At 43.1% G+C, this 21875-nt stretch carries 17 protein-coding genes, 1 tRNA gene and 1 pseudogene; 12 read left to right on the plus strand and 7 right to left on the minus strand.

What is annotated here, in order from left to right; genetic code table 11:
• Nucleotides 1-230: 230 nt before the first annotated feature.
• The gene (locus tag K6G33_RS01570) at nucleotides 231-965 is read right to left on the minus strand and encodes a hypothetical protein (protein WP_296775503.1); all 735 of its coding nucleotides are present in this window, start codon (nucleotides 963-965) and stop codon (nucleotides 231-233) included.
• 339 nt (nucleotides 966-1304) lie between these two features.
• Here K6G33_RS01570 and K6G33_RS01575 point away from each other — a divergent pair, with 339 nt between their 5' ends.
• The 5 genes from K6G33_RS01575 to K6G33_RS01595 all read left to right on the plus strand — a co-directional run bounded on the left by K6G33_RS01575 (nucleotide 1305) and on the right by K6G33_RS01595 (nucleotide 4754).
• Nucleotides 1305-1529, plus strand: coding sequence for a hypothetical protein (locus tag K6G33_RS01575; RefSeq protein WP_296775505.1), 225 nt, complete (start codon nucleotides 1305-1307; stop codon nucleotides 1527-1529).
• Nucleotides 1530-1544: 15 nt separating this feature from the next.
• On the plus strand, nucleotides 1545-1775 hold the full coding sequence (locus K6G33_RS01580; RefSeq protein ID WP_296775507.1) for a hypothetical protein: 231 nt from the start codon (nucleotides 1545-1547) through the stop codon (nucleotides 1773-1775).
• A 14-nt stretch (nucleotides 1776-1789) separates the two neighbouring features.
• Nucleotides 1790-2788: a hypothetical protein gene (locus tag K6G33_RS01585; protein ID WP_296775508.1), complete on the plus strand. Its 999-nt coding sequence runs from the start codon at nucleotides 1790-1792 to the stop codon at nucleotides 2786-2788.
• Between the two features lie 190 nt (nucleotides 2789-2978).
• Nucleotides 2979-3668: a recombinase family protein gene (locus K6G33_RS01590; protein WP_296775511.1), complete on the plus strand. Its 690-nt coding sequence runs from the start codon at nucleotides 2979-2981 to the stop codon at nucleotides 3666-3668.
• A 129-nt stretch (nucleotides 3669-3797) separates the two neighbouring features.
• Nucleotides 3798-4754, plus strand: a complete 957-nt coding sequence (locus tag K6G33_RS01595) for a hypothetical protein (RefSeq protein WP_296775512.1) — start codon at nucleotides 3798-3800, stop codon at nucleotides 4752-4754.
• A gap of 661 nt (nucleotides 4755-5415) precedes the next feature.
• Here the strand turns inward: K6G33_RS01595 and K6G33_RS01600 are convergent.
• From K6G33_RS01600 to K6G33_RS01610, 3 genes are all read right to left on the minus strand, one after another.
• Nucleotides 5416-5491: transfer RNA gene (locus K6G33_RS01600), tRNA-Trp, on the minus strand.
• A 176-nt stretch (nucleotides 5492-5667) separates the two neighbouring features.
• Nucleotides 5668-8583, minus strand: coding sequence for a carbohydrate-binding domain-containing protein (locus K6G33_RS01605; protein WP_296775515.1), 2916 nt, complete (start codon nucleotides 8581-8583; stop codon nucleotides 5668-5670).
• Between the two features lie 261 nt (nucleotides 8584-8844).
• Nucleotides 8845-10275 carry a polysaccharide biosynthesis C-terminal domain-containing protein gene (locus K6G33_RS01610; protein WP_296775517.1) on the minus strand — a complete coding sequence of 477 codons (1431 nt, stop codon included), beginning with the start codon at nucleotides 10273-10275 and terminating at the stop codon, nucleotides 8845-8847.
• A 177-nt stretch (nucleotides 10276-10452) separates the two neighbouring features.
• On the opposite strand from K6G33_RS01610, the gene K6G33_RS01615 reads away from it, so the two are divergent.
• Genes K6G33_RS01615 through K6G33_RS01625 form a run of 3 tightly spaced genes read left to right on the plus strand, consistent with a single transcriptional unit; the run spans nucleotide 10453 to nucleotide 12493 of the window.
• Nucleotides 10453-11121: a hypothetical protein gene (locus K6G33_RS01615; protein ID WP_296775518.1), complete on the plus strand. Its 669-nt coding sequence runs from the start codon at nucleotides 10453-10455 to the stop codon at nucleotides 11119-11121.
• Nucleotides 11118-11657 carry a YqeG family HAD IIIA-type phosphatase gene (locus tag K6G33_RS01620; protein ID WP_296775521.1) on the plus strand — a complete coding sequence of 180 codons (540 nt, stop codon included), beginning with the start codon at nucleotides 11118-11120 and terminating at the stop codon, nucleotides 11655-11657. The genes K6G33_RS01615 and K6G33_RS01620 overlap by 4 nt, the downstream gene beginning before the upstream one ends.
• A 2-nt stretch (nucleotides 11658-11659) precedes the next feature.
• Entirely contained in the window at nucleotides 11660-12493 is an 834-nt protein-coding gene (locus K6G33_RS01625) for a VanW family protein (protein WP_296775522.1), read from the plus strand.
• Nucleotides 12494-12570: 77 nt separating this feature from the next.
• On the opposite strand, the gene K6G33_RS01630 is transcribed toward K6G33_RS01625, so the two are convergent.
• The 3 genes and pseudogenes from K6G33_RS01630 to K6G33_RS15220 all read right to left on the minus strand — a co-directional run bounded on the left by K6G33_RS01630 (nucleotide 12571) and on the right by K6G33_RS15220 (nucleotide 17614).
• A complete protein-coding gene (locus K6G33_RS01630; protein WP_296775524.1) occupies nucleotides 12571-13914 on the minus strand; it encodes an MATE family efflux transporter in 1344 nt (447 codons plus the stop codon).
• A 125-nt stretch (nucleotides 13915-14039) separates the two neighbouring features.
• Nucleotides 14040-15803, minus strand: a complete 1764-nt coding sequence (locus K6G33_RS01635; RefSeq protein WP_296775526.1) for a diguanylate cyclase — start codon at nucleotides 15801-15803, stop codon at nucleotides 14040-14042.
• 49 nt (nucleotides 15804-15852) lie between these two features.
• A pseudogene (locus K6G33_RS15220) lies at nucleotides 15853-17614 on the minus strand (EAL domain-containing protein).
• 420 nt (nucleotides 17615-18034) lie between these two features.
• Here K6G33_RS15220 and K6G33_RS01650 point away from each other — a divergent pair.
• The 4 genes from K6G33_RS01650 to K6G33_RS01665 all read left to right on the plus strand — a co-directional run bounded on the left by K6G33_RS01650 (nucleotide 18035) and on the right by K6G33_RS01665 (nucleotide 21840).
• On the plus strand, nucleotides 18035-18835 hold the full coding sequence (locus K6G33_RS01650) for a hypothetical protein (RefSeq protein WP_296775533.1): 801 nt from the start codon (nucleotides 18035-18037) through the stop codon (nucleotides 18833-18835).
• Nucleotides 18836-19322: 487 nt separating this feature from the next.
• Nucleotides 19323-20081, plus strand: a complete 759-nt coding sequence (locus tag K6G33_RS01655) for an EAL domain-containing protein (RefSeq protein WP_296775535.1) — start codon at nucleotides 19323-19325, stop codon at nucleotides 20079-20081.
• Nucleotides 20082-20132: 51 nt separating this feature from the next.
• The gene (locus tag K6G33_RS01660) at nucleotides 20133-20846 is read left to right on the plus strand and encodes a hypothetical protein (protein WP_296775537.1); all 714 of its coding nucleotides are present in this window, start codon (nucleotides 20133-20135) and stop codon (nucleotides 20844-20846) included.
• Between the two features lie 19 nt (nucleotides 20847-20865).
• Nucleotides 20866-21840 carry a signal peptidase I gene (locus tag K6G33_RS01665; protein ID WP_296775539.1) on the plus strand — a complete coding sequence of 325 codons (975 nt, stop codon included), beginning with the start codon at nucleotides 20866-20868 and terminating at the stop codon, nucleotides 21838-21840.
• The last annotated feature ends 35 nt before the right edge of the window (nucleotides 21841-21875 follow it).

The raw sequence follows: 21875 nt of genomic DNA on the forward strand, positions 1-21875 counted from the left end.
AAAAGAAATAAAACCCCTTAAGGGGTAGCTGAGAATGAAATGCAGTTGGCAGACCTTTCTCAGCCCTCTTAAGGGGCAGTGTCTGTATCAAGCCCTTTTAGGGCTTTTTCAAACCACCCGTTTAACGGGTGGTTTTGATTATAGCCTGCTGTAAAGGTCTTGCTTATAGTTGTTAGAATAGGAATTCTATATTAGCGCAATCCTTTTAACAGACACTTTCACTTTTAATATTATTGACCTGCATTGACCCACTTGCCGTTCTCATCGAGCATCTTCCCCTTGTAATCAACTACGTGCATTACGGTTTCCATTTTGAATATACCTGCGCTTATTTTAGTATTGGCTGGGTTTACAGCCGAAAAGCGCACCGTAACGTCGCTCATTCTTATGGGCAGCTCATCAAGCTTGAGCTTGGAGATCATCTCTCCGGGACGAATCCAGCCTGTAGCACCTATGCGAACCATGCTATCGTCCTTTGGGTGGAGGAAGTTGGTCCAGAACATTCTGAACGATTTCTTTTTCACGTTATTTTTAGCGGTGAATATCTCTGCACGAACGAGTACCTTGCAGCTGTCAGGCGAGATAAAGTCAACTATTGCAGTCTTATCCCTGCTGTCAGCTATGATTATCGGCTGACAAGCGACCACTAAGTCTTCATTGAATGGCATTACCTGCATCTGTGAGGTATCGGGATTCACTGAAGATACGCTTTGAACGTTCTTGTCGAATTTGACCTTTTCCGGACAGATGTAGATTATGTACTTGATTATCACCATTATGATTATCAGCAGTACCAGAACTGCTAACGTGATGATATTTACACGGAAGTGTTTTTTCTGTTTTTCTTGTTGTTCGTCAAGGCCTTTTTTTAATTCATTCTGCTCTTTGCGGCGCTTTTTGAGCTCCTCGGCGAGTTCGTCTGCCTGCACAAAAGCATTGTTATCAATTACAGCAGTATCGGTCATTAGTCAGCCACCTCCAATGTTACAGGGATGTTAAGAAATGAGCTCAATGTATCGAACAGAAGGGTACAGGCTGCTTTAGACGAATTCAACTTGTTTGAGAAAACAATTGTATTTCTCGATAACGAGAAGGTGAAGTTTTGTGAAGTGAAGAATACCTTAACTGACTGTATGACTTATAATAGGTTTTCACATATTATTGAGCTATTTATTCAAGATCCAGAGCGCTACATTACGGGCAATGAGATTGAAGTTGCAAAAGAGTTTGATGTAGATAGAAGTATAATTCAAAAACTGAAAGCTCTTGTTAAGATGAACCGTTGACAAAGATGAGGGCAGAATTTGTGTGATATGGATATAAAGTATAAACATGGTCAGACCGTATATATAGTCGAAAATGGTCACTTTATAAGAGCGTGTGTCGTAATTAATTACGTTGGGGGTATGTATACTATTCGCTTCTCCGACGGCAACGGAGCTATCAAGCTTAGAGAAAGCAGACTATTTCCGACAAAAGAAGCAGCTCAAAGTAGTGTTCGTGAGGATATACGCAGGAGAATGTGGTAGTTAAAGGAGCAAATAATGGCAAACAAAGAGATAATAGACCGAGATACTTACAAGAAAATCAAAAAGATGAACCGTGAGGAGCTGACTAATTTCATTCTCCAGTACGGCGATGAGCTGCTCGGCAGCGAGGGCAAGACAATAGATCTTCCTGCACTGGAAACAGAGCTGAGCAAGATCAAAGGTATAGGCGGTAAACGGCTTGAGGAAATCATGACCGTTATTGAAAAGTTTTTAGATGTTGAATAACAGGAGGTATTATTATGAATTGTAAAAGAATGATAACAGCTTTTATATCAGCTATTTGGTTAAGTGTTAGCTTAACTGTTTATGTTTCAAATGCAGCTGTCATTGAACCAGAAATCGTAAAAACCGAAACATGGACTACTTCATACTATATCGATGATGATAAAAGCACATTGTACCCTTATATAGATTGTCAGGCAGATATATATTCAGACGGAACAGTAAAATGTTACTTCTGGAACTCACATGAATGGGACGGCTTTGCTACCGTTTCTCATGCTGTAACAATTATTAATAGTAGTTCATATTCAAATGAATCAAAGGAGTATATGTTTAAAAATAAACTCTCTTATAGTGATGATAACAACAACTATTATCCAGTTAGCGATAAGGATAGTAAAATAACTGACTATTCTGCATGGGATAATATAGATTTAAGCTATTATCCTAATGAATATGATTTTAAAGATTCTTCTTCTGGATATTCCAATTTTAGTAGAAGCTGGTCTGTTTCATATAATAATAATCCAACATTTTATTATTATTATTGTAAATCCAAAACTGGATCCTGGGGGGGAACAGTAAATGAGCTTTTAAGTCAGTATTCATATTATGGAGCATTACCTAATCTTCCAGTAAATAAAAAAATAGAAGTCATTTTTACTCCCAAGATAGATATAACAGAAGAATACTCATTTAGATTTTTGGGACATGATTTTATTGTGACACCTGAAATCCTTTCAAGCCATGTTATAGCGACACCTCAATTATCTGAGCAAGAAAAATATATAGCAGAACTTGAAAAGAAGAACGCAGAACTGACGGCTGAGATAGAACGATTAAAGCAGGATCCAAGCTCTATACAAGATGATATTATGCGACTTGATGCTAATGGAGACGGTTCTGTAAATGCAGTAGATGCTTCAATAGTATTAAGTATTTATGCTTATAACAGTACAAATAAAACGCCATTAACAAAATTGAGTGATTATTTTAAGATAGTTAATAACAAGTGAGGTACAAAAAACAAATCTCCCCATTATTTGTATGGGGAGATTTTTGTGCTATAATAGCACAATTAATGTACCAAAACTAAGGCTACGCATAATTGTATCAAAATATATTGACTTTTGCTATGTTTTGGACTATAATAATAAGTATAAAAAGAAACGCTCGTCAGATTTGATACGAATGGAGATGATATAATTGGTATTCGGATACTGCCGTATATCAAAGCCGACACAGAACATAGAACGGCAAGAAAGAAATATCCTTGCTTCTTTTCCAAATGCAGTGATCTTCAAGGAAGTATACACAGGTGTTGTGATAAACCGTCATGCATGGCTTAAGCTTTCAAAGGCGGTTCGCAATGGAGATACTATTGTATTCGATAGTGTATCCAGAATGAGCCGTAATGCTAAAGAGGGGATAGAGCAGTACATGGAGCTGCTTGACAAGGGCATAGAGCTTGTGTTCCTTAAGGAGCCTTATGTCAATACCGAGAACTACAAGCAAGCTCTGAGCGGCGGCGTGGAGCTTGTCGGAAATGATATAGCCGATGTGTATATTGAAGCAACAAACAAGGTCTTGAAGCTGCTTGCAGCAAAGCAAATAGAGCTTGCATTTGAGCAGTCCGAGAAAGAGGTAATGGACATTCGGCAGCGTACCAAAGAGGGCATTGAAACAGCTCGGCTCAATGGTAAGCAGATCGGCTTGGTAAAAGGCAGCAAGCTGATTGTAAAAAAAGAAGCCCCGGCAAAGGAACTGATCAGGAAGCATTGTAAAACGTTTGGTGGCACTCTTAATGATATAGAGTGTATAAAATTGGCTAATTTAAGCCGAAACACATATTATAAGTACAAACGGGAGATAAAGGAAGAACTGACAGAAGAATAAAATGTGCTATAATAGCACATTTTTACGCTTATACCAAATAAGCAGAAATATAGCCATTTCTTTTCTCCAATATGACAATTGACAATGATTAAATTATATGATATTCTAAAGAAAAATAGGAGGTACATCATGAAAAGAGTATTTATATCAATAATAGCATTAGCAGCAGCACTTAATCTTTGCGCTTGTGGCAATAAGTCAGAGGATAAGTCAAAGAGTAAGAAAGAGACAAAAAGCGAAACTACACTTGGAATAGAAATTGAGACTGTAACCGAAAGAACCACAAAGCCAGGTGTAGTAAATGAAATTGCAATAGTTGATCCTTTTGAAACGCTATCGTTATCTCTCGATAACGATAAAAGCGCATATCCAGAATGTTTAGATATAAAAATGGATTATGGGAAAAAAGATTTCTCGGAACAGATTGAATATAAGGCAAAACTTATTTCTGCTGATGATGACAAAATAGTAGTTGAAGTAACCGCAAATCCTGATGAAGCTGCTTTTGAAGAACTATTCGGAGATATGGAATATAAAATCAATGGAGAAACAAGAGAATATGAGATTTCTGTGGAGGAAGCACCAGTTTGCTTACTTGATAATTCTCTATTGACAAACGAAAATCTTGAAAGTATAGATAAGCTTTGCCGTGAAGTAGTAGACCAGAGAATACAGTATTTGATTGATACAGAAATAATTGAACATGATCATACGGGTGATGATGATTATGAACTTGTGTCAATCTATGCTGTTAATGGTAGGATTGATGATTATATTTCATCTCCTATTGATATGGATTTAGATTATCCCTATTATTTTGTAGGAAATGAAATGGATGTGCATAATAACAGGGTTGTCTATTTATATAAGTCAAAAAGTGAGGTGTATTATGCTGTAACAGCTCACCCTGTATTTATGGACGGTAAAGTAGTGGAGGAAAGGTGCACAGTGTTTACTGATACTGCTGGTTTACTTATGCAATATGATAGTGCAGAAGAAGCAGAAGAAGGAATTAAGGATTGGCTTGAAAGAATGTGTGTTGGCTATCAAGATGGCGATCTTAAGAAAATTAAAGACATGACATAATAAAACCGCCTACTCAGGGAATGAGTAGGCGGTTATTGCTTTATTAATCAAAAATTGCTTATTGAAAAGATTTCAAAAAATATGACAAAAAGGGGTTGACAGAGGGTATATAAATGTGATATAATGTCATTAGCTAATAAAAAAGCACCCCCACAAGGCATAGACAGTTTGGCGACTGACTACGCCTCGTAATCATACAGACACGGGAATGTCTGAATGACTTAGTGAGAATGCTATTTACGTGTTGCGGTGTAATGATTACATTACATTATAGCACTTATAATAGAACTTGTCAAGCCTTTCAGTTACGTTGCGGTGTCTGAAGGGCTTGTCTTTTTATTGCATTGCAAATTCCCAAATCACCAAAAGGAACTTTACAATTTAATACAAAGGCTTGAAGTGAGTGCTACGCCTTAACACCTTAACTGAATAGAGCAATATACTTTATAAACAGTCTCGGGAATGAGCCGCGATGTGTACCTGTGTTCTTTGTTGTTCAAGAAAGGTATTACGAGCCATATTAAGGTCTTAGCAGTCGGGAGTGGGAAAACAAACGCTGCCCGAACGGCAACAATAGCTGTCAAGCCACATTTTTTAATGTATATGAAAATTTGTCAGAGTACATACCGTGTCCTCTGACAAGTTCTCATAATTATCGTTTTGGCAGGGGCAGAAGGACTTGAACCCTCGGCACGCGGTTTTGGAGACCGCTGCTCTACCAACTGAGCTATACCCCTATTTTAGCGTTGTGTGAATCACAACATAATAATTATAGCAAAGAAGGGAGCGATTGTCAATAGTTTTTATAAAAATTTATCATTTAACTTTATAGTCGTATTAAAGCATTATGAAAAAATGTGGATATACAGGGAAAAAGCCTGAGAACAGTTTTATTCTCAGGCTTTAACTTTATTTACATTTTAAGTGAAGAGCGGATAATTTCAAAACGTTTGATGAGGAAGTCAACAACAGAGACATCTCCGCCGCCGAAGAAGCCGCCGCCGCCACCGCCGAAGCCGCCGCCACCGCCGAAGCCGAAACCTCCGCCGCCGAAGCCGCCGTCGCCGCCCCAGTTGAAGCCGCCTTCAAAAGCCCAATCCTGCTTGAAGGAAGTATCTTCTGGTTCATTGTCGTTGAACTGGAAGTTCCACTGACCATTCTGACCGTTATTGTTGCCGTTGTTCCAGTTGAAACCGTTGTTATTGCCATTATTGTTATTGTTTACCTGGAGTCCGTTTGCACTCTTTGAAGTGCATTTATCGAACTGGTCAACAGTGAAGCCGGCAAGCGGGTCAGCCTGAACGTGTGAACGTATCTTGCTTGCATAATTTGAAACGTACTTCTCAGGATCACTATAGAGGTTCATGATCTCCTTGACGTAACCTACATACATATCGTAATATTCAGGAATCTGGAGGAGCTTAGCGAAAGGACGGTTATCAACAGTTGCCTGATAGAGGCTTGTTGTAACGTCTGAATTTACGGAGCTGCCGCCGTCCATGAAGTTGCCGAGGCAGAGGTTGTAGTCCCAGCCTACGAAGTAGTGTTTGCCGTTTGTATACATGAGGTAGTAGTTATGTGCGAGCGAGCCGTTATAGCTGTCGTAGTTGCACATTACGGAGTTTACAGCGAAGCCCTTGAGGAAGCTTGGAACGTCCATAACATCCTCAATGAATTTATAATTGGAAGTAGTGAGCTTATTGATAGCGGACTTGAGCTCTTCAAGGTGAGTGAGCTGTTCGTCGTTGCCGAACTTGAGGTCGAGGTTGCTTACAGGCATCTTTTCGGTGAAGGTGCTGTAGCTGTCACCTCCGCCCATGCCGCCCCACATACCGCCGCCTCCGGCCTGGTTGCTTCTTTCGGTAGCCTTGTAGAGGTTGGAGTCATTGTCCATAGCGTAGCGCTCAGCGAGGGTAGTACCCGGCTGCTCGGCGATCATATAGAAGCTGTAGAGTTTGCCGTTGAGAGTAACGTCAGAGTGAGCTGCAAGGGGAGCAACGCCGCCGATTTGGTACATAGCGTTATAGCAGAGGATATCTCTCATGCATGAAGGGTCGGAGTACATATTGTTTATACAGAACTCTGTAAGACCGTGGTAATTGGTGTACTTGTCGTACTTATCCAGTTTGAAGCGGAAGCTGTACTTTCCGTTCTGCACCATCATACGTGAGCTGTTGCCCTTTGTTCTGATGCCAACGTTCTTGTACTCTTCGCCGTCGATGACAACGTCACAAGGTCTCCACTCTTCCTTCTGGGCAACGCCCATGAAGGACTGCCAGTCGCTTTCGGACATCTTGATATCAACGGTATGTATGGTGTTCTGGCTGAACAGATCGCCGTAGAGCTGTTCCTCGTTGTCCATATCGTTGTTAACGTCCTTGTAAGCAGCAGGTGAGCCGCTCTTGAATGTGCTTCCCGAGCTGTGTTTCATCTTGATGCCGCCTGCAAAGAGCTTATATTCTGAGCTGCTGTTGAAGTCTGAAGAGGAAACTACAGCAAACTTATACTTTCTGAGGGTGTTCTTTTCGATGAGGATTTTCTTTGAAGTGTCTGTAACAGCAATAGGATTGTTCTTTGACCATTCCTTGGTGAAGTCGAGCATCATAGTAGGCTGAGAAGTGGAAGTGAGGTTCTCGCACTGTTTATCGTAAGCAGTAGCTACGATATTTCCGCCTGCGATGTCGATAGTACCTGCGCAGGTAAGACCTCTGTCACCGAATGCGCCGATATCGCCGCCCTTGATATTGATAGCGGTCTCAGCCTGGATAGCGTCCTTGCCGCTCTTTATGGAGACTTCTCCGCCTTCGATGTCAACGTTGCCCTTTGAGGACTTGATACCGTCGCCTTCGGCGTTGACAGAAAGCTTGCCGCCCTTTATGACTACGGAAGTCTTGCCCTTGATACCGTCGTTTCCGTCAGTTTTGTTATTAGCGACTATATTGATATTGCCGCCTGTGATCTTTATATCGTTGTTGCAGACAACAGCAGGCTGAACATTAGCGTTTATATTGAGTACACCTGTGCCGCTGTCGCCGCCCTTGATAGTGATATCGTCCTTAGCCTCGATAACAGCGTTTGTAGCGTCATCGCCAAAATAAGCGGTCTCGCCGTCGGAGATAGTGTTCTCGGTGCCATCGGCGATGGTTATTGAAGTCTTGTCAGCGTTCTTTACAAGGATCGCAGGAGCACTCTTGCCTGTGATATTTGCACCGTTGAGTACAAGCTTTACAGTGTCGGGATCAGCCTTTGCGTCAGGCACTTCAACGTATATCTGTCCGTCATTGAGAGTTCCCTCGATAGTGTATGTACCTGAATGTGAGATCGTTACCTTTGAGCCGTTTGCAACAGCGTACTTGCCTTCTACGCTGACAGACGTGCCGTTAAGGCGGATCTTTGTTTTTACTTCCTCCTTTGGAACAGTAACTACAGGCTGCGTGGTAGTAGTTGTGGTGGTTACGATAGGAGCAGTAGTAGTGGTAGTCTGAACAGTTGAGTAGGACTCAGGGAGAGACTTTATGGTACCGAGAAGGAAACGCTGGATAGAAAGAGCATCACTTGAGGTAAGACCGTTTTCTCTTTCATTGACATCAGCGCGGTTGATGCCTTCTGAAGTTATGTGGTTTTTTTCTGAACCGTTGATACCGTATTTTGTCGGGTTTGCCAGTGACTGCATAATGAGTACAACGTCCGACATATCCACAGATCCATCGAGGTTAGCGTCACCGTAAACATATTCAGCTTCAGCAGCAGAAGCAGCAGTTGTTACAGCAGCGACTGTTCCGATGATACAGGCAGACATTATACCTGCTATCAAGCTTTTCTTTTTCATGGTTATCATCCTCCTGTAGGAAATTTGAGGCAATTTTAAAATTTTATACCTCCATAATAATAACAAATCCTTAAAATAATCTTAAACTTGTCTTAAAAAACTATCAAAAATTGTCATATTGTATAATTGAGTGGCTATAATGTGCGCTTTTCATGAGGTAAAGTATGAATGAAGTGTGAATTGAGTGCGCTGCGGAATTCACGGAGCGGCAGCACAAGAAAAGTGAATGCCGCAAAGACGTTCCCTGAATAATTTATGCTGTTAACGGTTAAATGCTAATTTTTTTGCAGTGGTAATGAGTGCGTTATAGTTAAGTGCGGAGATTGCTGCCGACAGGAGTATTTCCCAGAAGACACAGCCTCTGAACTCGAAGATAACGGGAATACACATCAGGATCAGCAGTGAGGTATTGAGGAAGGTCTTCAGCGCGGAAAAGCGGAATGGGACATAGTACCTTGCATCTATCATGCGAATGCAGTAGCAGAGCAGATAGCTGAGAAAGGTCGCAAATGCTGCGCCCTGTATGCCCCACGGCGGTATTAGCCCGAAATTGAGGACGATATTTGCGATAACAACCGCAAGTATGGTGTAAAATGCGTTCTTTGTGTGCTTTGTGGCTGTATAGATCCCCATAAGGAAGAGATTCAGGCAGGTGAATACAGCTGCGGCAATGAGCAGGGGAGTGTATGTATAGGCTATCCTGTAGGCAGGGTAGTTGCTATAGTTTATGAGAATGGCTGATATCGGCTTTATAAATAGTATAAGCCCTGCCGAGCCCATAAAGAGCACGGATTCATATGCCTCATATACCTTTGAGTAGAAGCGGTCTCGGTCTTTTGAGTCGTTCTCCATTATCGCGGATAAGTTCCACGCCTGCATGAATATTGTGGAGAGCATTGATATAAGGTTGGGAATCTTGGTCGCGGCAACGTATATGCCTGCTGCGTTCTCGCCGAGTATAGCGTGGTCGCTGTGCATATTTCCAATGAATATCTGATCGGAGAAGCCTGTGAATGTCCACATGAGCGTGGTGGGTATCAGGGGGAGAGTGAAGCGTATCATGCTGCGTCCCAGTTCGTTGCTGAAGGCTTTTCTGCTGACGAATCGGCGAAGTCTTGCAGCTATGAACAGGAAGAGCGTTGAGCAGGCATCGGAGAGTATCATGGATATCATGAAGCCCTGTACTCCCATATCCAGCTTTGAAATGAATATGACATTGAATATGAACAGGGTCATGGTGGCAAGAATGCCGTCAAGTGAAAACAGCGTGACCATGTTCCTTGCGCGGACGAACTGCGAGCACAGCGCTCTTGCTGCCGAGGTGCAGACGTATATGAAAAGAAGCGCGGAATAGCCTGTTATAGGGCGCAGTATTGGTATGAGGTGCAGGAAAGGCACAACAGGCAGCAGAAGTGCAAGACCGCATAGGGTGAAAGCTCCTGCTGTGGTGAATATCTCCTTTTTGTCATATTTGTTGTCAAGACCATAGCGCACTACAGCTTCTGTAAGCGAAAAGGTGAAAACGGGAAGCAGGAACAGCACGAGGGTCTCAAGAAGGTTCTTGGCGTAAAGTCCCGAAGGGCTTATATGTTTTGTATATAGGTTGTTCAGAAACAGTGAAAAGAACTTGGCTCCAAAGCTGCCGATAGAGAATATCACTGTGTTGAATGCCAGCTTTTTGTACTTATTCATATATTTCCTCCTATTGATATGCTACTATTATATCACAAATAATTATTTTTGTCATCTTTTTTCAAGAAATACGCAATTTATATTTGACATATTTCTTTATATATGTTACAATAGTGTGCGATAGTGCTTTTATTGCACGTTGCTTAAGAAAAATATTTCCGAGGAGATTGGGAATGTATGAACACTAAACCTATTCTAATTGTAATGCTGACACAGAATGACAGGACCGTAATGAATGCAAAGGAGGTCTTTGAGGAGTGTAAGGACTCAAAGGCTGAATACTTTGGATTCAAGGAAGAACCGCTCCCCCTTGATGAAATGAAGGCGCTTTTTGCTTATATGAAGAAATGCGGCAAGAAGACTGCTCTTGAGGTCGTGGCATACAGCGAACAGGAAGGTATTGCAGGCGCAAAAACAGCTGTAGAGTGTGGTTGTGATATACTTATGGGAACAATGTATTATGATTCTGTAAATGAGATATGCAAGGCAAATGGCATGAAGTATATGCCGTATGTTGGCGAGATCACCGAGCGTCCGTCAGTACTTGACGGCACCATCGACGGCATGATCGCCGAAGCTGAGAGATGTCTCGAAAAGGGAGTGGACGGCTTTGACCTGCTGGGATACAGGTATACAGGCGATGCCGTAGAGCTCAACAGACGTTTTTCTGCGGAGGTAAAAGCTCCCGTGTGTATCGCAGGAAGCGTTGACAGCTTCAAGCGTCTTGACGAGCTGAAGGAGGCTTCACCATGGGCTTTCACTATTGGCAGCGCGTTTTTTGACAAGCGTTTCGGCGAAGGCTTCCGTGAGCAGATAGATGCAGTCTGTGATTATATGAACAAATGAGAAGATTGAGAGATTATTATCCCTGCGGCTATGCAGAGAGCGTATTCGCCATAGATTACAGAAAGCTCTATGACAAGGGCTTCCGCGGTGTCATTTTTGATATAGACAATACCCTTGTTCACCACGGCGACGATTCTACTCCTGAGGTGGACGAGCTCTTCGTGAAGATACACGAGGCGGGGCTGAAGACTCTTCTGCTGACAAACAACGATGACGAGCGCGTTCAGCGATTTATCAGGAATATCGAAACGGACTACATATGTGATGCCGAAAAGCCCGAAACATCGGGCTATATTATGGCAGTTGAGCAAATGGGCATCGAGCGTTCGCAGGCAGTGGTCATAGGCGACCAGATATTTACCGATATACTTGGTGCAAATATGAGCGGCATCAAGGGGATACTTGTAAAGTTCATAAAACTCCCCGAGGAGAAATGGATAGGCAAGAGGCGTTATCTCGAAAAGCTCATACTATGGCTGTGGAGGCACAGCAGCTGCCCCGATAATATCAACGACATATACTTACAGGAGAGATGAAAATGCTTTGGAACAAGGATAAGCTATTCTGCGATATAAACCCTACCTGCTATGCAATATCCGAACAGAAGGAGATATGCAGGCGGCATATCAAGGACTTTTTAGGCAAGGAAAAGTTTGCCGTAACACACAGCAGCAAGAAGCTGCCGAATGTGGTATCTGAGCAGAGTTCTCACCTCATAAAGCGCGGAAAAGGCGTGGATATAAGACTTCAGGAGAACAAGGCTGTGAATATCAGACTTGCCTGCAAGAAGCTCAACGGACTTATTATCCGTCCGAATGAGGTGTTCTCGTTCTGGAGGACCGTGGGCAAGACCACTAAGCGCCGCGGCTACAAGGACGGCAGAGTTATCATAGGCGACAGGCTTCAGCCTGGCATCGGCGGCGGTCTTTGCAACCTCAGCAATACCCTTCACAGACTTATACTCCACAGTCCGCTGGAGGTAACAGAATTTCACAGCCATTCGGACGCACTTGCTCCCGATGAGGGCGAAAGAGTGCCGTTCAGCTCGGGCACTTCCGTAAGCTATAACTACATAGACTATAGATTCAGAAACAATACCGACCAGAATGTGCAGCTCCTGCTCTGGTGTGATGACGATAATCTCTACGGCGAGCTCCGCAGCGAAAAGGAGTTCCCACAGTACTTCGAGCTTGAGGAGGAGGGACACTGCTTCCGCAAAGAGGGCGAGAAGTATTACCGTGTGTCCAAGATATACAAGAAGTCTATAGACAAGAAAACGGGCAAGGTGGTAGACCGCAAGCTCGTACTCGATAATCACTCCGAGGTAATGTTCGATTACGACCTTATCCCGAAGGAACTGATAAAGACGTAAAAGAATATATCCGCACATAAATCCAGCCCCGAAGCAGTCTTGACGATCGCTTCGGGGCATTGTTTTTTAGTTGGATATTAGCGGCTTTCAAGCTTTTTGTACACTGTTCTGCGCATGGTTATGAAGCAGGCAAGTCCTCCAAGAGTATTTGAAACAGGTTCTGCTATGAATACGCCGTTTACGCCCAGTCCAAGCCGCGGCAGCAGAAGCGTCAGCGGTATCACTATGAAAGCCTTTCGCAGCAGCGAGAAGAAAATAGCGTGTTTTGCGTAGCCCAGCGCCTGAAATACGGATTGTCCCGCGAACTGGAAGGACATGAATACAAAGCCGTAGAAGTATATTCTCATGGCTGATACTCCGTGTTCGAGAAAAGAGGTGTCCTTCGAGAATATCCTGAACCAGAACTCAGGGAATGTCACCACAAGGAGCCATGCTGCCAGAGTATAGGCGGCTCCAGCGAGGGTGTTGAAGCGTATGGCAGACTTTACGCGGTCGTGTTTCCCTGCACCGTAATTGAAACCCATGACAGGCTGTGCTCCGCTTATAAGACCGTGTATTGGCAGCATGAATATATCGCGGATAGAATTGAGCACAGTCATAATGCCCACATATACATCTCCGCCGAAGCTGTGGAGCGTGGAGTTGCAGACTGCCTGTACAAAACAGGTAGTGCCCTGCATAACGAAGTTTGATGTGCCCAGCTTCACGATGCCCGATGTGAGTTCGGGGACGATGCGGATATTCTGCCGCTTCAGCCTGAGAGAGGTGCTTTTTTGCGTGAGGAAGCGCAGTATCCACAGTGACGATACCGCCTGACTGATGACGGTGGCTATAGCAGCGCCTTTTATGCCGAGGTGGAACTTGAATATGAAAACAGGATCGAGAGCAATGTTCAGAACTGCTCCTATCATTATGGTCATCATTCCCGTTTTCGGAGCTCCCTGTGCGCTGATGTAGCCGTTAAGACCTGTATTCAGCATGGAAAAGACCGTGCCGACAAGATAGCATCTGAGATACTCTGCGGCGAAGCGGTATGAATTGTCGCTTGCTCCGAGAAAATAGAGTATTGGCTTGCAGAATATGAACCCTGCCGCAGTAAGAACAGCTGCACTTATGAGGAGCAGGCAGCAGGAATTGCCAAGTATCTTTTCGGCTTTGTCGTGCTTCCCTGCGCCGTTTGCGATAGAGAACAGCGGAACTCCTCCCATGCCGAAAAGAGCTGCAAAAGCAACGATAAAAGTAATTATCGGGAAGGTAAGTCCTATTCCCGTCAGAGCTGTGCCGTCGCCGCCGTTCATGTGACCTATGTATATTCTGTCCACGACGTTGTACAGAAGCTGTATGAGCTGTGCCAGCATCAGCGGGACAGCCTGTGCGAGAATAATTATCCATACAGTTCCTTCTGAAAAGTCTTTCTTCATTGTATCATCTCCGAATATGATTATATCACGATACGGGTGTGATTTCAATGCTGAAACAGCAATTAAGCTGCATGAATAAAGCCCGAAAGTGATAAAACGCTCACTTTCGGGCATATTTTATGCATTTATAGTACAGTTGTGCGGTTTCTGCCGCTGTTTTTTGAGTGATACAGGGCGTGATCCACTCTTGTGCAGATATTGTCTATGTTTTCGCCGACGATAAAGGAAGTAACTCCGCAGCTGACGGTATGGACGAATTCGATGCCGAAATCCTCGGCTTCATATTCATTGCGGATCTTTTCGGCTAATTCAAAAGCCTGATCGCCGTTTGAATCGGTGAGCAGAAGCATGAATTCTTCGCCGCCCCAGCGTCCTGCAACTGCGTTTTCGCCGAATTCTACGGTATTTGACTGCATTATCTCCGCAAAGCCTTTCAGCACAACATCTCCCGTTTCGTGGCCGAAATCGTCATTGACGGCTTTAAAAAGATCGAGATCGAGCATTACCAGAGAGAATGGGCTGCCTTTTTCGATCTGCGAGCTTATCCTGTGGTTTATCTCACGGCGGTTGAACAATCCTGTAAGCTCGTCGAGCATAGCAAGCTTTGTGAGCTGCTGGTTTGCTGATTCGAGCTTTTTGTTTGTCTCGTCAAGTTCGCTGTAGGCAACGTCGATGAAGTTCGCAAGTCTGCGCACCATGCTGACGTGATCGTTATTGTAGTTGTGGCGCATGAGCAGCTCGTCCTTGCGTGATTCACCGGGTTCGCCTTCACGTATACCGACGATTATCAGTGTTGCGGTATGCTGATGGAGCATATTACCCGAGCGGTGGAATTCTCCTGCTGTGAAAAAGCCGGTGGTATCTGCAAGAGACTCGAAAGGCATTGTTTCCTGATTTACCTCCTCGTCGCCCCAGAAGTGGCGGCGTGAAGCGCAGTTGAATATGAAAATGCCCTCGGGAACGAAGTCTGCCAGCTTTTCGGCTTCCTTGATTATGCTTTTGAGAATGGTCTGCGGATCGCCGTATGAAAGCTGGACTGTTCCGCCGCTTATCATATCGGCAGTCATAATGAGCGTGTCGTCCTCCAGACATAAGGCAGGCACACGGAGCACATTTACGTCGTTTAGATTGTAGAACAGCGGGAATTCGAGAGCGTTCCTTATGAACGTCTGATCGTTGGCTATTTTCAGGTAGCGGTAGTAAACGTTGTATGCCGGCTCGCCGTCGAGTTCATAGAGGTGGTTGCCTTCGGCTTTGGTGATTACCATTTTTTTACCGAGAGGTTTCCAGCCTGATATGAAGGTCGTCCAGAAGTGTATATCGGGACCGCCTATTAGCATGAATACAGCGCCTTCGTCGGTGAATCCCAGCTTGTCGGAAAAAACGCTTACATTTGACCTTTGCAGGTTTTCGCTGAACGCGCAGCCGCCGAATATTTTTATACCCTTGCGAATTTCGGACAGCTTTTCGCAGAAGTATGTTGATGACATATTCCTGAGCGTAAGAAGCATCTCGATGGCTTTTATCCACGGTCTTTCGGCGACTTTTCGGATAAAGTCTTCACAGACCTCGTATTTTGTTTCTTCATTGAATTTGTAGTGCAATATTTCAATATCGACTTCGTGAGACTCGAAAATGCAGCATACTATCTCCACGGATCTTTTGGATATAGCACCGTCCTTGATATTAGCGTTTGATGAGCTGCCGAAAAAACGGGCACCCGGGTAGTATTCACGCAGTACTTCGGTCACGACAACTGCATCTTCCAGTCTGTTCTGATCGTAGAATACCTGAAAGACAACGTTTTTCCCGTAATACTTTCTGCGAATTCCTGTTATTTTGTTTTGAAATGATATCCTGTCATAAAATTCAATCTGTATCTGTTTCATATTGATCTCCTGATCTGTTTATCCCCATTGAATGAAAACTGCTGTCCGATCACCATTCTGTGAATCTGTTCGGGTCGGTTTTTATAATCTCCTCAGAGATCGCAAGTGCTGACGGGGACATTGACTGAATGATAAACAGAAATTTTTCGCCGTCTTCAACGGTCGTTCTCATGATACGAACGTCCATGAGCTTGTATTCGCCATCTTGGAACTTGATGTGGAATGGCTGTTGCAGGGCGGTGTTTCCTGTCTGTTCCATGTGTCTGTGTATGGAATCGTAGTCGATGTATCTCAAAAATCTGTCGCGCTCATTGCGAGGTATCTCGTTCTTGGCGAACCTCTTGCGTGCTTCACTGAGTGGAAGCAGGGTATACTCGAGGGGAAATCCTATTTTTGAGAAAAGTCTGGCAATTATTGCGTCCTTTTTGAAATCTATGACGGTAACATGGTCGTAAGTATTCAAAAGTACGCGGCTGTACTTCTCGAAAAGATCGCTGCGGTTGACTTCGTGAACCGGGTCGTAGGTGCGGATACTTGCAGCTATCATGTATTTGCCGTCTGATTTTGCGATGCATTTTGTTGAATAGGTGAAGTAGATATTGTTTGCGAAGTGATCTTTTTTAATGAGCTTGTCCGTTTTGAGAGTTGATGTTATCTGATCTATGAGATCCTTGTAGTATACATTGGGGACATTTTCAATAGCGTCTTCGAGGGCAGCCAGTGAATTGTAGCCGATCTTTTTTATGCCGTCAAGATAGGACTTGTTGGCGTACTGAACCTTTACATCTCTGCCGCTGAGTTCGATAAGAGCAAGAGCTGAGCTGCTCTCGCGGAACATGGATATATCGTTCTCGGCGAGGGGCTGAGATTCGATATCATTGAGCGGATCGGGACTGAGAAAGTTTATCTGACCTATGGAATCCCAGTACTGGTGGTCGCTGACATTTTCAACGACTATGCCTGAATTTGTCAGATAATCCACATACATCTCGCTGTCCATAGGCTTTGAGTAGTAATAGCCCTGAAGCATCTCGCAGCCGATGCTGCGGAGAAACAGCATCTGCTCTCTTGTCTCGACGCCTTCTGCAAGAGTGTGTATACCGATAGCCTTAGCCATATTTATAACAGATGAAAGTATTTTTTTTTGAGCGCAGACCTATATCACTGAGAAAGCGCATATCTATTTTCAGTACATCGAAGCTGTAATCCTTCAGGACGTTCAGCGACGAATAGCCGCTGCCGAAATCGTCCATGAAGATAGCGAAACCGGCTTCATGGAAACTGTCGAAAATACGGCGGAAATAAGCCGTATTATCGAGCATGACGCTCTCGGTTATCTCGATATGTATAGCCTTTGAAGGCACGTTGTATTTTTTCAGGGTGTCGGAGATAGCTCCGAGCATATCCATTTCGTTGAAATCAAGACGCGAGAGGTTTATCGAGAACGGATGGAGCGGAAGCCCTTTTTCTCTCATTTCATTATAAGTGATGCAGATATTTTCTAATATAGAGAGGTCGAGCTTGTGGATCAGTCTGTTTTTTTCGAGCACGCTTATAAATAAATACGGAGAAAGGAGCCCCATTTCAGGGTCCTGCCAGCGGGCGAGTGCTTCAACGCTGCATATCTGTTCTGTCAATGTTCTGATAACAGGCTGATAAAAAGCTCTTACGTGACCTTTTTTCAGGGCTGAATCAAAGTTTTTCAGAATAAACTGTTCGTCTATATGCTGCATATTTACTCTCCTTTGATTTAATGTGTGGAAGCTGATAGACCATTTGAGAAAGAGCGGGTCAGATAAAGAATACCTCATGGTATATGTTTTCTATATTATAACATAAAGCATAAAAGAAATCAATAAAAATGAAAAAATTTATGGATTATTCAAATTTAAAAGTTGTGCAATTCAACTGCAATGTATTTAACAAGAGGACAAAAAAGATGAAAATAAAATGTCACAAAAAAGCTGTTTACTAAAACTGATAACAAAAAAATATTATACCAAGTGTAGAGAAAAATGGACTAAAAAAGTCGGTTAAAATGCTGTTCATTGTGCATTTGCACAAAAATGTGATAATAAACGGGAAAATTTAGGATTTATATTGACAAAACGCGGTTCGCAGTGTATAATCTAATTGTAAACAAACAGTATAACAAATCCGATACACCACATAACACAATCGGGCAGCCGGTGCCGATTATCCGGTAATATTTAATGGAAGGGAAATGACTTATGATGAAAAATAATGTTAACAAAAAGAGTAATAACATGAAGAAGCTCATACCGGCTGCGGGTATGCTGGCGGTATCGGCTACAATGCTTGCAACTTCCACCTACGCGTGGTTCTCGATGAACACAGCGGTAACTGCAACAGGCATGAATGTAACAGCTCAGGCTGAAAGTGGTATCGTAATCTCTAATTCAACAAAGAGTGCGTGGAATGCTACGGCAGCTACAACTACTGGTTCACTAAACCTCTTACCGACAAGTACATCAAATGGTTCTACATGGTATCATAATTCCAGTGATGATGCTGATATTGCAACAGGCGATGGACATGTAGGCACATATACGACAGTTACAAATGAAGGTTCGGATAAATATTATTCTGAGAATAAGTTCTATATTAAGTCTGCAACGACATCATCTTTAACAAAAGATTTGTATATCAAGCAGGTTACAATTACCCCACCTGGTACTGTAACATCTGCTGACCTTGATAAATCACTTCGTGTACTTGTAAAGATAGGTGATTCGACCAATATTTATGCTCCAACAAGTGCATCAACATTAACATATACAGTAAATGGAGCTACAAGTGTTACGGCATTAGATGCTTCATCTGTTAATGATACAAAGGTAACAGGTATTACTTCGATTCCTGCATCTACAGGTACACCTATTGAAGCGACAGTATATGTTTATTTTGAAGGTGAAGATGCTAATTGTAAATCGAACAATGTTAAGGCAACACTTGATACAATGGCTGTAAGTGTTCAGTTCGAGGCTAAGGATCCTGTTGTTACTCCTTAAATATGAGTGATTTTATCATGCTAACTCAATCTCATAATTGAGTTTAATATAAATGCCTTTTTCATTTAATTACTCCTCATTTAAATTCCTCCTCATTTAGGCCTTTAGGAAGCTTATAGATAGCTTTAGCCCCGACGGGCAAAAGTTCGGCGGGCTGCAAACAACGAGTTCATCATAAGTCTCATAAATACCTCTATAACGTAACGTTCCCCCTCTTGCACTGAGAGGGGAACGTTATTTCTCCTCATTTTATGACCCGTTTTTCGGGTCATTTTTTCTGAGGAAAGTTTTTTAATGAATGGTACGATATGCAGATCGAGTTGCTCAGCATTTTGTTAAGAAAATGTTCATAAAAGAACTTATTTTTATTAAAATTTGCGTGTTTTTGGATAGAATTAATAGTTATTTTATTGACATTGCGCAATAAATATGGTATAATAAGACAAATATTAAAATTATATGGCTATGTCTGAGAGGAGGGCTGAAAATGGCTGAAAAAGAGACCAGAACCACTGTTGACGGTCTTAGAGCTGTCGAGATGCTGTACCGACCCATAAGGGAGATAGCTACAGGCGGCACGGCGTTCTACCAGTCCCAGACGCGGCTCAATGCGCCTGATGTCGGCGTACTCATGCCTGATACCTACAGGGACGTATGTGAGATGTCAAGTCAGGCGGTAAAGCTGTTTCAGCTTGAATTGATGCAGTGTCTGGAGGCTTGTACACTGTTTACGGAGCGTGAGCTTAACTACGGTTGGGTTTCGGTATATATGCCTGTGCGATTTCTGAAAGAGAAACGCGCACCGAAGATCGTGACGGACATTTGCCTGAAAAAGGAAGTGCCCACGAGCCGTGTCTGCTTTGAGCTTGGTGAGAATCTTCTCGGCGAGACAGATGTGCAGATCTCCTTGAATATAGTGACTATGCGAAATCTCGGGTTTCATTTTCTGCTGACGAACTTCGGCGGAACTTCATGTCCGATGATGCGTCTGTCAAATTTTGCTGTTGACTATGTTATGTTCAGCCCGGAGGTCGCAAATTACATCGGCAGGGACGAGCGTTCGGACAACGCCGTGAAGTCTATAATATCATTCGTTAATGATATAGGCTCAGAGCCTATCGCTGATGGTGTTTCCAACAGCCATCAGGCTGAAACGGTCTATGAATTTGACTGTTCGTACTGCTCGGGAAGCCTTTCGGGAAAGTATGTTTCAGAAAAAGAGATCAAAAAGCGAAAAGAAGATTGATATTCATATTACTGCTGAATAAATAATCAGCTGAGGATTGGAGAGTTCACTGTGGATGATAAGAAGATCAATGTCCTCGAACTCAGAAGAACCGCAAAAGAAGTAAAGCGCCATTCCATTTTGATGAGGATAATGGCACTGCTTGTTATCATACTTGTGCTTTTGGTTGCCATAGCATATGCGATATCGTATTTTTACGATAAGTTCGGCAGCTTTACAGTAAAGGTCAGCAAGTACGATATGGTACATCAGGGACTTGCCCTTTCGGAAACTCCCGAGTATGAAACGGCAAATGCAGTGCTGAATGCTGATATCGTATACGATATGACGAATATCAGCGGAAAGGATCTCCCTGAAAATCTTGATAAGGTAAATGGCTGTCATAACGGCAATAACTACATCGCCTATACATTTTACCTTATCAATTCGGGTGATGATACCGTAACTTACAACGGTGAGATGGTACTTGATAATATCACAAAAAATGTGGACGAAGCTATCCGTATTGCCGTTTATAAAAATGGCAAAAAGAAAATATATGGCAAGACAAAATCCAGTGGCAAAGGTAAGGAGAGCGACTGTGATGAAGAATTCCTGTCATCGTCCATAGTAATGAGGACATCTACAAAGGATTTTGCGGCTGACAGCAAGGACAAATATACGGTCGTCGTATGGCTTGAGGGCAACGACCCAGATTGCGTCGATGACATTATCGGAGGAACACTGAAAATAAGTATGAACTTCAAGATAGTTGAAGCAACATAAAAACAAAGGAGTAATATATATGAAAAAGGCGCTTAAAACAGTTGTGAATATATTAGTATGGATCGTGCTTATATTTGCGTTATTGATAACGATAGTTGTATTCTCATCGGGAAATAACAATGGTGTGGCAAACCTATTCGGCTATATACCCATGACGGTTGAATCAGACTCTATGAAACCGACATTTGTAAAAGATGATCTTATTATCTGTAAGGAAGTAGATGATATGAATTCACTCAAGGAAAACGATGTCATTACTTTCTGGACAGTAATCAACGGCAAAAGAGCAAAGAATACCCACAGGATCGTCAGCGTAAACGGTGAAGGCAGTTCAAGAAGCTTCATAACACGAGGCGATAACAACGCTATTGACGATACTACTCCCGTAAGCGCAAGTGATGTCATCGGCAAGTGGACGAACAAAAAGATAGGCGGATTCGGCAAGATAATGAGCTTCCTGCGCACAAAGAAGGGCTTCTTTATCTGTATCGTTATCCCAATGGCACTGTTCTTCCTGTTTGAGCTTTATAAATTCATCGTTGTGCTTGTAGAAGCTAAGCGTCCGGAGCCTGTTGAGCAGCTTGATGAGGAAGAGATCAAGCGCCGTGCTATCGAGGAATACCTTGCAAGCAAGGGCGAGTCTGCCGAGAATGCGGCGGCTAAAGCCTCAGAGGCTGTTGGCAAGACTGCCGAAAAGACGGAGGATACTGCTGAAAAAGCCGCAGAAAATTTTGAAGAGGCAAAGAAAGAAGCCTTTGAAAAATTTGAAGCTGTAAAGCAAGAGGCTGAAAGAGTTGAAAAAAATGCAGCAGATGACGCAAATAATACTGAGGAAAAAGCTGCGGAGAACGCTGAGACAGTTGCGGAAGCGGTTGAGGAAAAAGCTGCGGAGAACGTTGTCGAAAAGGTTGAAGATACAGCCGAGGTGACTGCGAAAGCAGATGAAGAAAATAATCTGAAACCTAATGCCGAAATAGTGGAAAAGGCAATTTGAACTGCCGAATGAAAGGCGTAAAGCTGAGCTAAAGC

The organism is Ruminococcus sp., assembly GCF_024691275.1.
Taxonomy (GTDB): domain Bacteria; phylum Bacillota; class Clostridia; order Oscillospirales; family Ruminococcaceae; genus Ruminococcus.

Coding starts and splice junctions, on each gene's coding strand:
- K6G33_RS01570 (WP_296775503.1), bottom strand. CDS start 965: ATGACCGATACTGCTGTAATTGATAACAATGCTTTTGTGCAGGCAGAC.
- K6G33_RS01580 (WP_296775507.1), top strand. CDS start 1,545: ATGGCAAACAAAGAGATAATAGACCGAGATACTTACAAGAAAATCAAA.
- K6G33_RS01585 (WP_296775508.1), top strand. CDS start 1,790: ATGAATTGTAAAAGAATGATAACAGCTTTTATATCAGCTATTTGGTTA.
- K6G33_RS01595 (WP_296775512.1), top strand. CDS start 3,798: ATGAAAAGAGTATTTATATCAATAATAGCATTAGCAGCAGCACTTAAT.
- K6G33_RS01605 (WP_296775515.1), bottom strand. CDS start 8,583: ATGAAAAAGAAAAGCTTGATAGCAGGTATAATGTCTGCCTGTATCATC.
- K6G33_RS01610 (WP_296775517.1), bottom strand. CDS start 10,275: ATGAATAAGTACAAAAAGCTGGCATTCAACACAGTGATATTCTCTATC.
- K6G33_RS01615 (WP_296775518.1), top strand. CDS start 10,453: ATGAACACTAAACCTATTCTAATTGTAATGCTGACACAGAATGACAGG.
- K6G33_RS01620 (WP_296775521.1), top strand. CDS start 11,118: ATGAGAAGATTGAGAGATTATTATCCCTGCGGCTATGCAGAGAGCGTA.
- K6G33_RS01625 (WP_296775522.1), top strand. CDS start 11,660: ATGCTTTGGAACAAGGATAAGCTATTCTGCGATATAAACCCTACCTGC.
- K6G33_RS01630 (WP_296775524.1), bottom strand. CDS start 13,914: ATGAAGAAAGACTTTTCAGAAGGAACTGTATGGATAATTATTCTCGCA.
- K6G33_RS01635 (WP_296775526.1), bottom strand. CDS start 15,803: ATGAAACAGATACAGATTGAATTTTATGACAGGATATCATTTCAAAAC.
- K6G33_RS01650 (WP_296775533.1), top strand. CDS start 18,035: ATGATGAAAAATAATGTTAACAAAAAGAGTAATAACATGAAGAAGCTC.
- K6G33_RS01655 (WP_296775535.1), top strand. CDS start 19,323: ATGGCTGAAAAAGAGACCAGAACCACTGTTGACGGTCTTAGAGCTGTC.
- K6G33_RS01665 (WP_296775539.1), top strand. CDS start 20,866: ATGAAAAAGGCGCTTAAAACAGTTGTGAATATATTAGTATGGATCGTG.